Source organism: Micromonospora sp. NBC_00898 (assembly GCF_045207895.1).
Lineage (GTDB): Bacteria > Actinomycetota > Actinomycetes > Mycobacteriales > Micromonosporaceae > Micromonospora.
Genome location: NZ_CP108775.1, coordinates 2,079,892 through 2,092,946, shown reverse-complemented (window position 1 = coordinate 2,092,946; position 13,055 = coordinate 2,079,892). Strand labels below are relative to the sequence as shown.

Here is a 13,055-nt window from a genome sequence, read left to right as displayed (position 1 = left end):
CCGTTCGGCTGGAGCCGCGTCGTGCCACTCGCCGAGAGGCGACCTGCACACCGACGCCCAGCGGCGCCCCGGCCTTCCGGTCGGGGCGCCGCTGTCTGTGCACGAGACAAACCGGAAAATGATCTGCGACTCCACTCGCGGGCGTCCGACCGCTGGCCTATGTTCAGATGGTCAGCTTCCGCCGGCGGGTAGGGGGTGTTCCGGTTGGGTCTGCGGACCTTCATCGAGGGTTGGCCGGTGTACCGGCAACTCACCGGCACCGACCCGTTGGGCCGGGGCGCCGCGGCGCAGTCCGCCCGGTCGGCGGGTCTGACCGCCCGCACCGAGACCGCCGACAGCATGGCCCGCTCGGTCTGCCCGTACTGCGCGGTGGGCTGCGGGCAGCGGGTGTTCGTGAAGGACGGGCAGGTCACCCAGATCGAGGGCGACCCGGACAGCCCGATCTCCCGCGGTCGGCTCTGCCCGAAGGGCTCGGCCAGCAAGAGCCTGGTCACCAGTCCGCTGCGGCAGACCAAGGTCCGCTACCGCCGGCCGTACGGCACGGAGTGGGAGGACCTGGAGCTCGATGTCGCGCTCGACATGATCGCCGACCGGATCCTCGCCGCCCGCGACGAGACCTGGGAGGACGTCGACGACCAGGGCCGGCCGTTGAACCGGACGCTGGGCATCTCCAGTCTGGGCGGGGCGACGCTGGACAACGAGGAGAACTACCTCATCAAGAAGCTGTTCACGGCGATGGGGGCGCTCCAGATCGAGAACCAGGCCCGCATTTGACACTCCGCCACCGTCCCCGGTCTGGGGACCAGCTTCGGTCGCGGCGGCGCGACGGACTTCCAGCAGGACCTGGTCAACGCTGACGTCATCGTCATCCAGGGCTCCAACATGGCCGAGGCCCACCCGGTGGGCTTCCAGTGGGTGATGGAGGCGAAGCAGCGCGGCGCCAAGGTCTTCCACGTCGACCCGCGGTTCACCCGGACCAGCGCGCTCGCCGACACGTACCTGCCGATCCGGGCGGGCACCGACATCGCGCTGCTCGGCGGCGTGGTGCGGTACATCCTGGAAAACGAGCTGGACTTCCGGGAGTACGTGCTGGCGTACACCAACGCGGCCACCATCGTCGACGAGCGGTTCGCCGACACCGAGGACCTGGACGGGCTCTTCTCCGGCTACAACCCGGAGACCGGCTCGTACGACCACACCAGCTGGCAGTACGAGGGGCACGAGGATCGCACCCGGGCCAGGGGAACGGGCAAGGAGCGGGAGACCGCGGCCGGGATGGAGCACGAGTCGCACGGCGCGCCGGTGGCGGCGGAGACGCACCGGGACGAGACCCTGCGGCACCCCCGCTGCGTCTACCAGATCCTCAAGCGGCACTTCGCCCGCTACACCCCCGAGATGGTCGAGCGGGTCTGCGGCATCCCCCAGGAGAAGTTCCTGGAACTCGCTCGGGCCTGGACGGAGAACTCCGGCCGGGAGCGGACCGGGGCGCTCGTCTACTCGGTGGGCTGGACCCAGCACAGCGTCGGCGTGCAGTACATCCGCACCGGCGCGATCATCCAGACCCTGCTGGGCAACATCGGGCGGCCGGGCGGTGGCATCCTGGCGCTGCGGGGGCACGCCAGCATCCAGGGCTCCACCGACATCCCGACGCTGTTCAACCTGCTGCCCGGCTACCTGCCGATGCCGCACCACGCCGACCACCCGACCTTCGCCAGGTGGGTGGACAGCATCCGCCACCCCGGCCAGAAGGGCTTCTGGGGCAACTCGCGGGCCTTCGCGGCCAGCCTGCTCAAGGCGTACTGGGGTGACGCGGCCACGCCGGAGAACGACTTCTGCTACGGCTACCTGCCCCGGATGACCGGCGACCACGGGACGTATCAGCAGGTGCTGAACATGATCGACGGCCACGTGAAGGGCTACTTCCTGCTCGGCCAGAACCCGGCGGTCGGCTCGGCGCACGGCAAGGCCCAGCGCCTGGGCATGGCAAACCTCGACTGGCTGGTCGTCCGCGACCTGTTCCTGATCGAGAGCGCCACGTTCTGGAAGAACAGCCCGGAGATCGCCACCGGCGAGATCGTGCCGGAGGAGTGCCGCACCGAGGTGTTCTTCCTGCCCGCCGCCTCGCACGTGGAGAAGGAGGGCACCTTCACCCAGACCCAGCGGCTGCTGCAGTGGCGGGAGAAAGCCCTCGACCCGCCGGGTGACTGCCGCTCCGAGCTGTGGTTCTTCTACCACCTCGGCCGGGTGCTGCGGGAGAAGCTGGCCGCCTCCACCAAGCCCCGCGACCGGGCGCTGCGCGACCTCACCTGGGACTACCCGACCCACGGCGAGTACGCCGAGCCGAGCGCCGAGGCGGTGCTCAAGGAGATCAACGGGTACGAGGTGGCGACCGGCCGTCCGCTGTCGGCGTTCGCCGAGGCGAAGGACGACGGTTCCACCGCGGTCGGCTGCTGGATCTACTCCGGCGTGTACGCCGACGGGGTGAACCAGGCCGCCCGCCGCAAGTCCCGGCACGAGCAGGACTGGGTGGCCGCCGAGTGGGGCTGGGCGTGGCCGGCGAACCGGCGCACCCTCTACAACCGCGCCTCCGCCGACCCGCAGGGCCGGCCGTGGAGCGAGCGGAAGAAGTACGTCTGGTGGGACGCGGACAAGGGCGAGTGGACCGGCCACGACGTGCCGGACTTCGAGAAGACCAAGCCGCCGACGTACCGGCCGGCGGACGACGCCTCGGGGCCGGAGGCGCTCGCCGGGGACGACCCGTTCGTGATGCAGGGCGACGGCAAGGCCTGGCTTTACGCGCCGCGCGGGGTGCTCGACGGGCCGTTGCCGACGCACTACGAGCCGGCCGAGTCGCCGATGCGCAACCCGCTGTACGGGCAGCAGGCCAACCCGACCCGCAAGATCTACGAGCACCCGCTGAACCGGATCAACCCGAGCCCGCCGGAGCCGCACAGCCAGGTCTTCCCGTACGTGTTCACGGTCAGCCGGCTCACCGAGCACCACACCGCGGGCGGGATGAGCCGCACGGTACGGCCGCTCGCCGAGCTGCAGCCGGAGATGTTCGTGGAGGTGTCCCCGGAGCTGGCCGCCGAGGTGCGGCTGGAGCACCTCGGTTGGGCGCACCTGATCAGCGGCCGCGCGGTGATCGAGGCCAAGGTGCTGGTGACCGACCGGCTCACCCCGCTGCGGGTGGACGGCCGGGTGATCCACCAGCTCTGGCTGCCGTACCACTTCGGCAGCGAGGGCCTGGTCACCGGCGACTCGGCCAACGACCTGATCGGCATCACCCTGGACCCGAACGTGCTGATCCAGGAGAGCAAGGTCGGCACCTGTGACGTCCGGCCCGGCCGGCGACCCACCGGCCCGGCCCTGCTCGACCTGGTCGGTGACTACCAGCGGCGGGCCGGCATGACGCCGGACCGGAAGGTGCCGATCGTCACCACCGACGTGCTCGGCGGGGAGGACGCGGCCGGCAGCACCGACGAGCAGTCCCCCGAGGCGGCGGCGCAGGACGGAGCCGGGGATGCCTGACGCGAACAGCCTCTACGGCCCGCTGGACCCGGCGCCCGACGCCGGCTGGGCCGACGCCGAGCCGCGGGTCGGCTTCTTCACCGACACCAGCGTCTGCATCGGCTGCAAGGCCTGCGAGGTGGCCTGCAAGGAGTGGAACGCCGTCCCGGCGTCCGGCTTCGACCTGCTCGGCATGTCGTACGACAACACCGGCGCGCTGACCGCCAACTCGTGGCGGCACGTGGCCTTCATCGAGCAGCCCCGCCCGACCGGGCACCGCACCCCGCCGTTCGCCGGCAACCCGACCGGGGCGGCGGCCAGCCCCGCCAGCGCGGCGGTGGCCGCCGGGGTGGGCAACGACAGCGGTACCGATCCGGGGGTGCCGCCGGGGCAGCCGCAGGCCGCCGCCCGGATGGCCGCCAGGCCGGATTTCCTCGGCATGCCGGGCGCTCAGCCGCCCGGCCGGGGGACCGGCGCGGAGTCCCGCACCGACTTCCGCTGGCTGATGATGTCGGACGTCTGCAAGCACTGCACCCACGCCGCCTGCCTGGACGTCTGCCCGACCGGGTCGCTGTTCCGCACCGAGTTCGGCACCGTGGTGGTGCAGGAGGACATCTGCAACGGCTGCGGCTACTGCATCTCCGCCTGCCCGTACGGGGTCATCGACCAGCGCAAGGACGACGGCCGGGCGTGGAAGTGCACGCTCTGCTACGACCGGCTCGGCGCCGGCATGACCCCGGCCTGCGCCCAGGCCTGCCCGACCGAGTCGATCCAGTTCGGCCCCTTGGACGAGCTACGCGAGCGGGCCGCCCAGCGAGTCGCCACGCTGCACGAGCGGGGCGTCCCGGAGGCCCGCCTCTACGGCAGCGACCCGACCGACGGGGTCGGCGGGGACGGCGCGTTCTTCCTGCTGCTCGACGAGCCGGAGGTCTACGGCCTGCCGCCGGACCCGGTGGTCACCACCCGGGACCTGCCGAAGATGTACAAGCGGGCCGGCCTGGCCGCGCTGGCCATGGTAGCGGCAGCCGTCGCCGCGTTCGTCGGAGGTTCATCGTGAGTCCGGACCGCGCCCCGGTGGGCGCCCTGTTCCGCCGTTTCCGGGAACGGCTCGCCACCGAGGGCCCCGACCGCCTCGGCGGGCCGGGCGGGCACGCCGGCCACGGGCCGAAGGTGAGCGGCGGAGGCGCGAACGCCGGCCAGGTGGCCGGGCCCCTGGCGGGCGAGGGCGTCAACGGCAGCCGGGCCACCGGGACCGGGGCGGGCGTGGCGCGGACCGGCGCCGGCGCCGCCGAGGCCGGTCTGCCGCCCCTGCCGCCCCGCGACGTCGAGCCCGTGGTGGGGCCGCGGCGCCGCGGCCGCAAAGGGGGCGGCGGAGAGCAGCTGAACGTGCCGCCGGCCGAGTTCACCTCCTACTACGGCCGGCCGATCCTCAAGGCGCCGGTGTGGAAGTGGGACATTGCCGCATACCTGTTCACCGGGGGCCTGGCCGCCGGTTCGTCGCTGCTGGCCGCCGGCGGGCAGCTCACCGGGCGGGCGGCGCTGCGGCGGGCCGGCCGGATCACCTCCCTGGCCGCGGTCAGCGCCAGCGCGTACTTCCTCATCAACGACCTCGGCAAGCCGAGCCGGTTCCACCACATGCTGCGGGTGGCGAAGCTGACCTCGCCCATGTCGGTGGGCACCTGGGTCCTCAGCGCCTTCGGGCCGGCCGCCGGGGTCGCCGCGGTCGCCGAGGCCGCGCCGTGGCTGCCGGAGCGCGGCGTGCTCGGGCTCGCCCGGCGGGTGCTGCCACCGGTCGGGCACGCCGCCGGGCTGGTCGCCGCGGTCACCGCGCCGGCGCTCGCCACGTACACCGGGGTGCTGCTCGCGGACACGGCCGTGCCGTCGTGGCACGGGGCGTACCCGGAGCTGCCGACCATCTTCGCGGGCAGCGCGCTGGCCAGCGGCGCCGGCGTGGGACTGATCGCCGCGCCGCCGGCGCAGGCCGGCCCGGCGCGCCGGCTCGCGGTGGCCGGCGCGGCCCTGGAACTGTGGGGTTCGCACCGGGTGGAGACCCGGCTCGGGCTGCTCAGCGAGCCCTACACGGTCGGCAGCGCGGGCCGGCTGCTGCGGGCCGGGCGGGCGCTGACCGCCGCCGGGGTGGCCGGCGCGCTGGTCGGCCGGCGCAGCCGAGCGCTCTCGGCGCTCTCCGGTGGCGCCCTGCTCGCCGCCGCCGTCTGCACCCGGTTCGGCATCTTCCACGGCGGGATCGCCTCAGCGAAGGACCCGAAGTACACCGTGGTGCCGCAGCGGGAGCGCGCACGGCAGCAGGAGGGCCAGACACCAGACGACAGCGGGCCGGGCGCCGGCCCGAAACTGGAGTAACCAGGCAGCAGGCGCCAGGCCCATGAGCCGATACGGGGGTACCGCTCATGGCCACAACAGCCGCGGGGTCGCGGGGAAATCGACAACCGACGCGGGGCCGGTGGGGCCTCGTGGTCGCAGCCGTGCTCGTGCAGCTCGCACTCGGCGCCGTCTACGCCTGGAGCGTGTTCAACAAGCCGTTGCAGGCCGAGTTCGGCTGGAGCAAGGCCGAGGTGGTGCTGCCGTTCGAGGTCGCGATCGGCACCATCTTCATCGGCAGCCTGATCGGCGGGCGCATCCAGGACCGCCGCGGGCCACGGCCGGTCGCGCTCGGCGGTGGCGTGCTCTACGCCGTCGGGATCATGCTGGCGTCGCTGGTGTCGTCGAGCGATCAGCTCTGGCTGTTGCTGCTCACCTACGGGGTGATGGGCGGCATCGGGCTCGGGGCCGCGTACATCACACCCATCGCCATGCTCAGCAAGTGGTTCCCGGATCGCCGCGGGTTGATCACCGGCATCGCCGTGGCCGGGTTCGGCTTCGGCGCGGTCATCACCGCCCCGGTGGCGAAGGCGCTGCTCGCCGGCACCAGCCACAAGACCAGCGTGTTCCTGCCGTTGGGTATCGCGTACCTGGTCGCGGTGCTGCTGGGGGCGTCGTTCTTCCGCGATCCACCCGCCGGGTACCAGGTGCCCGGCTTCACCCCGGCTTCCGGGGGTCGGGCCGTCGCGAGCACCCGCGTCTACACCTTCGGTGAGGCGCTCCGCACCCGGCAGTGGTACCTGCTCACCCTGATCCTCACCCTCAACGTGACGTGCGGGATCGCGCTGATCTCGCAGGCCGCGGACGCCGCGCAGTCGATCGCCGACGTGAGCGCCGCGGCCGCCGCCGGCCTGGTCGGCGTCCTCGGCCTGTTCAACGGCGGCGGGCGGGTGGTCTGGGCGTGGCTCTCCGACCGGATCGGGCGGATGACGGCCTTCCTCGGGATGCTCGCCCTGCAGGGAATCTGCTTCCTGATCCTGCCGCACGCCGCCGCCTTCTGGCTGTTCGCGGTGCTCGCCGCGCTCATCTACCTCGCCTACGGCGGCGGCTTCGGCACCATGCCGGCCACGGCCGCGGACTACTTCGGCACCCCGAACGCCGGGGCCATCTACGGCGCCATGATCGTGGCCTGGAGCATCGGGGGAGTGGTCGGTCCCCTGCTCACCGCGCTGCTGTACGAAGCGAGCGGCAAGAGCTACACGCTGCCGTTCACCGTCATCGGGGTCCTCGCGTTCATCGCGCTGGTGCTGCCGCCGCTCACCCGGCTGCCGACGAAGCCCGGCAAGCCGCGACCGCACTTCGAGACCTCCGGACCGTGAAGCGGCGCCGCTTCACCCAGCGACTGGAGATCGTTTGTGGTTGACTGCTGCGTGGAGGCGTTCAGGCGGCTGGTGCCCCTCCCGGTCTTCAAAACCGGTGTGGTCCGGGACCCGGGCCAGGCGGGTTCGATTCCCGTCCGTCTCCGCCAAGCAGGCGCAGGGGGATTCCGCCCCGCAGGCGCAGGGAGATGACCCATGCCCGACGGCACGGCCGATCCGCGTCGGCGGGTGCCGCGCACCGACGCGCTGCTCGCCGACCCGGCGTTCGCCGCCGCCGCCGGCACGCTCGGCCGCGACCGGGTCAAGGCCGCGATCGTCCACGCGCAGCAGCGCGCCCGCCGCGGCGACATCACCCCCGAGGCGGTACGCGACGCCGCGCTGGCCGACCTGCCGGGCCCCGCGCCCCGGGCGGTGCTGAACGCCACCGGCGTCGTGCTGCACACCAACCTGGGCCGGGCGCCGCTTGCGGCCGCCGCCGTCGACGCCATGGTGGCCGCCGCCGGGCACACCGACGTGGAGCTGGACCTGCGCACCGGCCGGCGGGCCCGACGCGGCCGGGACACCCTGGACGCGTTGGCCGCGGCCGTGCCCGACGCGGCGGCCGTGCACGTGGTCAACAACGGCGCCGCCGCCCTGGTGCTCACCGCCACCGCGCTCGCCGCCGACGCGGAGATCGTGGTCAGCCGCGGTGAACTGGTCGAGATCGGCGACGGGTTCCGCCTACCCGACCTGCTGGAGTCCACCGGCGCGCGGCTGCGCGAGGTGGGCACCACCAACCGCACCACCCGCGCCGACTACGCCGCCGCGATCGGCCCCCGCACCGGCTTCGTGCTCAAGGTCCACCCGTCGAACTTCCGGGTCACTGGCTTCACCTCGGCCGTCCCAGTGCGGGACCTGGCCACCCTCGGCGTGCCGGTGGTCGCCGACATCGGCTCCGGGCTGCTCGCCACCGACCCGCTGCTGCCCGACGAGCCGGACGCCGCCAGCACCCTGCGCGCCGGTGCCGCGCTGGTCACCGCCAGCGGGGACAAGCTGCTCGGCGGCCCACAGGCCGGGCTGCTGCTCGGCGACGCCGACCTGGTCGAACGGCTGCGCCGGCACCCCCTCGCCCGGGCCCTGCGGGTGGACAAGCTCACCCTGGCCGCCCTTGCCGCCACCCTGCACGCCCCGACCACCCCGACCCGGGACGCCCTGCACGCCGACCCGGCCCTGCTGCGTGAGCGCGTCGAGCGGCTGCGCGACGCCCTCGGAGCCGACGGCCGCAAGGCCGAGGTGGTGCCCTGCGCGTCGGTGGTCGGCGGCGGCGGCGCCCCCGGCGTCGACCTCGAGTCGTGGGCGCTGAGCCTGCCCGAGCGGTACGCCGAGCCGCTGCGCACGGGCGAGCCACCGGTGCTCGGCCGGGTGCTGCACGGCCGGCTCCTGCTCGACCTGCGCTGCGTGCCGGCCGAGGCCGACCCGACGATCCGGGCGGCGATCCTGCGGGCGGGCGAGTAGCTGTGTGGGTCGTCGCCACCGCCGGGCACGTCGACCACGGCAAGTCCACCCTGGTCCGGGCGCTCACCGGGATGGAACCCGACCGCTGGGCCGAGGAACGCCGCCGGGGCATGACCATCGACCTCGGCTTCGCCTGGACGACGCTGCCCTCCGGCGGCACCATCGCCTTCGTCGACGTACCCGGGCACGAGCGGTTCGTGCCGAACATGCTCGCCGGGGTCGGTCCCGCCCCGGCCGCGCTGGTCGTGGTCGCCGCCGACGAGGGGTGGATGCCGCAGTCCGCCGAGCACCTGGCCGCGCTGCACGCGCTCGGGGTGTCGTACGGCCTGCTGGCGGTGACCCGCGCGGACCTGGCCGACCCGGGGCCGGCGCTGGCCCAGGCCCGGGCGGAGCTCGCGGCCACCTCCCTGGGCGAGGTGGAGGCGGTCGCGGTCAGCGGCGCGACCGGCGCCGGCCTGCCCGAGCTGCGGGCCGCCCTGGACCGCCTCGTCGCCCGGCTGCCCGGCCCGGCGCTCGACGCCCCGGTCCGGCTCTGGGTGGACCGCGCGTTCACGATCAAGGGCAGCGGCACGGTCGTCACCGGAACCCTGGGCGGCGGCCGGTTACGCGTCGGTGACCAGCTCGAACTCGCCGCCACCGGCGAGCCGGTCCGGGTCCGCGGCCTGCACTCGTTGAACGCCTCGCACCAGCGGGTGGACGCGGTGGCCCGGGTGGCGGTGAACCTGCGCGGGGTGTCCCGGGACCGGATCGCCCGCGGCGACGCGCTGCTCAGCCCCGACCGGTTCCGGCTGACCGACCTGCTGGACGTGCGGCTCGCCGGCGATCCGGCCACCGACCTGCCGGCCACCCTCACCCTGCACGTCGGCTCGGCCGCGGTGCCCGCCCGGGTACGGCCGTTGGGTCCCGACACGGTACGGCTGCGGCTGGCCCGCCCGCTGCCGCTGCTGATCGGCGACCGGGCGCTGCTGCGCGACCCGGGGCGGCACCACGTCGCCGGCGGGGTGACCGTGCTGGACGTGGCCCCGCCGTCGCTGCGCCGACGTGGCGCGGCGACCGCCCGGGCGGCGGTCCTGGCCGGGCTGGACGGCCGGCCCGACCTCGCCGGGGAGCTGCGCCGCCGGGTCCTGGCCCGGGCCGGTGAGCTGACCCGGATGGGCGTGCCGGTCACCGTCGCGCCGCTGGCCGGGGACTGGCTGGCCGACCCGGAGCACTGGCGCCGCCTCGGCGTCCGGCTCACCGAGGAGGCCGCCCGGTACGCCCGGGAGCATCCGCTCGAACCCGGCGTGCCGGTGGACGTGCTGCGCCAGCGCCTCGCCCTGCCCGATCGGGCCCTGGTGGAGGCGCTGCTCCGCCCGCCGCTGCGGTTGCGCGCCGGCCGGGTCACCGCGGTCGCGGTCGACGCGCTGCCGGAGCCGGTGGCCCGGGCCGTCGACCGGGTCCGCGCCGAGTACGGCGACCGTCCCTTCCAGGCTCCGGAGACGCACCGCCTGGCCGACCTGGGGCTCGGCCCCCGGGAGATCGGCGCGGCCGTGCGGGCCGGCGCCCTGCTCAAGCTCGCCGACAATGTGGTGCTGCTCCCCGGCGCCCTCGACGACGCGGTGCGGGTCCTCGCGGGCCTGCCGCAGCCGTTCACCCTCAGCGCCGCCCGGCAGGCCCTGGACACCACCCGTCGGGTCGCCGTGCCGCTGCTGGAGCTGCTCGACCGCCGGGGGGCCACCCGCCGGCTGCCCGACGACGCCCGTGAGGTGGTCGCCCCGCCGACCTGACCGGGGCGGACGAAGACGACCCGACCGCCCCGCGCGGTCGCCTACCGTGACGCCATGGACCCTTCGGCGGTCTGGCGGGACAAGCAGCACCGGTGGCGGATCGAGGCGTACCGGGCGCCGGACCTGCGCTTCGCCATCTTCGCCACCAACGGCACCACCGAGTCGGCGCCGCTGTGGTTGTTCGGGATGGCCGCGCTGGCCCGGTGGTTGATGACCCACGCCATCTCCCTGGACGACCTGGAGAACGACTGACCGGGTACCCCGGCGGGCGTGCGGTGGAGCGGGAGGGGGTGTGATGGCCGGTCAGCTCGCCCTGGTGGCCGTCCTGGTGCTGGTCAACGCGGCGCTGTCCGGCAGCGAGATGGCGCTGGTGACGCTGCGCGAGGGGCAGCTGCGGCGGCTGGGTCGCGCGGGCCGCACCGGCGCCCGGCTGGCCCGGCTGGCCCGGGAGCCGAACCGCTACCTGGCCACCATCCAGCTCGGCATCACCCTGGCCGGCTTCCTCGCGTCCGCGGCGGCCGCGGTGTCGCTGGCCCAGCCGCTGGTCGGGCCGCTGGGCTTCCTCGGCGGGGCGGCGCACGCGGTGGCGGTGCTGCTGGTGACGGTGGTGCTCACCTTCGTCACCATGGTCGTGGGCGAGCTGGCGCCGAAGCGGCTGGCGATGCAGTGGGCGGAGCGCTGGGCGCTGCTCAGCGCCGCCCCACTGGACCTGCTGGCCCGGTTGTCCCGGCCGGCGGTCTGGCTGCTCAGCCGCAGCACCGACCTGCTGGTCCGGCTGGCCGGCGGGGACCCGCGGGCCAGCCGTGGGGAGGTGACCGAGGAGGAGCTGCGCGAGCTGCTGGTCAGCCAGCGTGGCCTCTCCGCCCAGCAGCGGGAGATCCTCGCCGGGGCGTTCGACATCGCCGGCCGTACGCTGCGGGAGATCCTGGTCGCGCGCCGTGACGTGACGGTCGTGCCGGCGTCCGCGCCGGCGGCGGAGGCGATGCGCAGGCTGGCCGCCGCCGGACGTTCGCGGGCCCCGGTGGTCGGCCCGGGTGGCCTGGACGACGTGTGCGGTGTGGTGCACATCCGTGACCTGGTCGACGCCGGCGACACGACCGCCGGCCAGCGGGCCCGGTCGCCGTTGCTGCTGCCCGGCACACTCGCCGTCGCCGACGCGATGCGTCAGTTCCGGCAGCGCCACGAGCAGCTCGCCCTGGTGGTCGACGAGCATGGCGGCGTCGACGGCCTGGTGACCATGGAGGACCTGCTGGAGGAGGTGGTCGGCGAGCTGTACGACGAGACGGACCGGGACGTGCGCGCGGTGGTCCGGGAGCCGGACGGCGCGTTGCTGCTGCCCGGCGACTTCCCGCTGCACGACCTGCCGGACGTCGGGGTACGGCTGACGTTCCCACTGCCGCGGGACTACACCACCGTCGCCGGCCTGGTGCTGGCCCGGCTGGGTCGGGTGCCCGACGGCCCGGGCGAGACGGTGCGGCTGCCCGGGCTCACCGTCACGGTGCTGGAGGTGGCCGACCGGGCGGTCCGCCGGGTGCGGCTGCGCGGTCCGGCCGCGGGCTGCCGGCCGGAGTGACCGGGCCGTGGGCTGCCCCGCCGGGTGAGGCGGACGGGCCGGCCGGGGTGACCCGGATGGGGTAATCCCCTGCAAAAGCCGGATAACCGGTGCGAGCGGGCCATACCGTCCGGGACGTGAAGGACCGAGGCATGCGGACGTTCGTCGCCGTACTGGCCGGGCTCGCGGTGATCTACTTCGGCGCCACCGGGCACCGCAGCAGCGGCGAGGAGGGCGGCGGGATCTCCGGCGGGGTGGTGCTGCTCGCCCTGGGCGCGGCGCTGCTGGCGTGGCACCTCACCAAGCCGCCGGCGGGGCCGGTCAAGTGAGCCTCAGCGGGCCGCCGCGTTCCGGCTGACCTCGCCCGCCGACTCCTCGCCCAGCGCGACGCGCACCAGCGCCGAGGCGAGCCGCCCGAAGTCGGCGTCGCCGACCAGCCCGGCCAGCCCGCCCGGGTTCGCCGGCAGCCCCAGCCGCTTCGCGCCGGCGAGGGCCCGCCGGTCGGCGTACGGGCGCACGTCCGGCCAGACGGTCTGCGCCTCGCGCAGGAAGATGTCCGCCCCGGTCGGGCCGATGCCGGGGAACTCGGTGAGCAGCCGGCGCAGCGCGGTCCGGTCGCCGTCGGCCTCCCTGTGCATCCGGCGCAGGTCCCCGTGCCAGCGGTCCAGGCAGAGCCGGGCACCGGTGCCCAGCATGGTGGAGGTCCGCTCGTCGTAGCGGCGGTAGTGGCCGCGGCCCAGCGCGTCGACCCGGTGCTGCCAGCTCGCCGCCTCCATCGCCTGCGGGGTCCGGTAGCCGGCCGCGAACAGCTCCCGCGCGGCGGCCAGCGCCACCCCCGCCCGGATCCGGGTGCTCAGCAGGGTGGTGAGCACCAGCAGCTGGTACAGCGGTCCGGGGCGGTCGGCCAACCGGATCCCCGCCTCCTCGGCGTACGTCCGGCCCTGCCGGTCCAGCAGCACCCGCGCCACGTTCCGATCGTCCCGCATCCCGGTGGTGTACCCGTACCGCGTCGGCGCAGACCTGCGGCGACGCCCC

At 74.7% G+C, this 13,055-nt stretch carries 10 protein-coding genes and 1 tRNA gene; 10 read left to right on the top strand and 1 reads right to left on the bottom strand.

What is annotated here, in order from left to right:
- Window positions 1-204 precede the first annotated feature (204 nt).
- The 10 genes from fdh (at window position 205) to OG799_RS10175 (ending at window position 12,349) form a co-directional block, all read left to right on the top strand.
- Window positions 205-3,531, top strand: a complete 3,327-nt coding sequence (fdh, locus tag OG799_RS10220; RefSeq protein ID WP_406044785.1) for a formate dehydrogenase — start codon at window positions 205-207, stop codon at window positions 3,529-3,531.
- Window positions 3,524-4,567, top strand: coding sequence for a 4Fe-4S dicluster domain-containing protein (locus OG799_RS10215; RefSeq protein ID WP_406044784.1), 1,044 nt, complete (start codon window positions 3,524-3,526; stop codon window positions 4,565-4,567). The genes fdh and OG799_RS10215 overlap by 8 nt, the downstream gene beginning before the upstream one ends.
- Complete coding sequence (nrfD, locus tag OG799_RS10210; RefSeq protein ID WP_406044783.1) at window positions 4,564-5,871, top strand: NrfD/PsrC family molybdoenzyme membrane anchor subunit; 1,308 nt, start codon at window positions 4,564-4,566, stop codon at window positions 5,869-5,871. The genes OG799_RS10215 and nrfD overlap by 4 nt, the downstream gene beginning before the upstream one ends.
- 122 nt (window positions 5,872-5,993) lie before the next feature.
- Window positions 5,994-7,208: an OFA family MFS transporter gene (locus OG799_RS10205; RefSeq protein WP_406044782.1), complete on the top strand. Its 1,215-nt coding sequence runs from the start codon at window positions 5,994-5,996 to the stop codon at window positions 7,206-7,208.
- A gap of 53 nt (window positions 7,209-7,261) precedes the next feature.
- Window positions 7,262-7,357 (top strand) — tRNA-Sec (locus OG799_RS10200).
- 46 nt (window positions 7,358-7,403) lie between these two features.
- Window positions 7,404-8,702, top strand: coding sequence for an L-seryl-tRNA(Sec) selenium transferase (gene selA / locus OG799_RS10195; RefSeq protein WP_406044781.1), 1,299 nt, complete (start codon window positions 7,404-7,406; stop codon window positions 8,700-8,702).
- A gap of 2 nt (window positions 8,703-8,704) precedes the next feature.
- Complete coding sequence (gene selB / locus OG799_RS10190; protein ID WP_406044780.1) at window positions 8,705-10,468, top strand: selenocysteine-specific translation elongation factor; 1,764 nt, start codon at window positions 8,705-8,707, stop codon at window positions 10,466-10,468.
- Window positions 10,469-10,522: 54 nt separating this feature from the next.
- Window positions 10,523-10,720, top strand: coding sequence for a hypothetical protein (locus OG799_RS10185; protein ID WP_089014379.1), 198 nt, complete (start codon window positions 10,523-10,525; stop codon window positions 10,718-10,720).
- A gap of 43 nt (window positions 10,721-10,763) precedes the next feature.
- Complete coding sequence (locus OG799_RS10180; protein ID WP_406044779.1) at window positions 10,764-12,041, top strand: hemolysin family protein; 1,278 nt, start codon at window positions 10,764-10,766, stop codon at window positions 12,039-12,041.
- Window positions 12,042-12,157: 116 nt separating this feature from the next.
- On the top strand, window positions 12,158-12,349 hold the full coding sequence (locus tag OG799_RS10175) for a hypothetical protein (RefSeq protein WP_406044778.1): 192 nt from the start codon (window positions 12,158-12,160) through the stop codon (window positions 12,347-12,349).
- Between the two features lie 3 nt (window positions 12,350-12,352).
- Here the strand turns inward: OG799_RS10175 and OG799_RS10170 are convergent, their stop codons facing one another.
- The gene (locus OG799_RS10170) at window positions 12,353-13,006 is read right to left on the bottom strand and encodes a hypothetical protein (protein ID WP_406044777.1); all 654 of its coding nucleotides are present in this window, start codon (window positions 13,004-13,006) and stop codon (window positions 12,353-12,355) included.
- Window positions 13,007-13,055 lie beyond the last annotated feature (49 nt).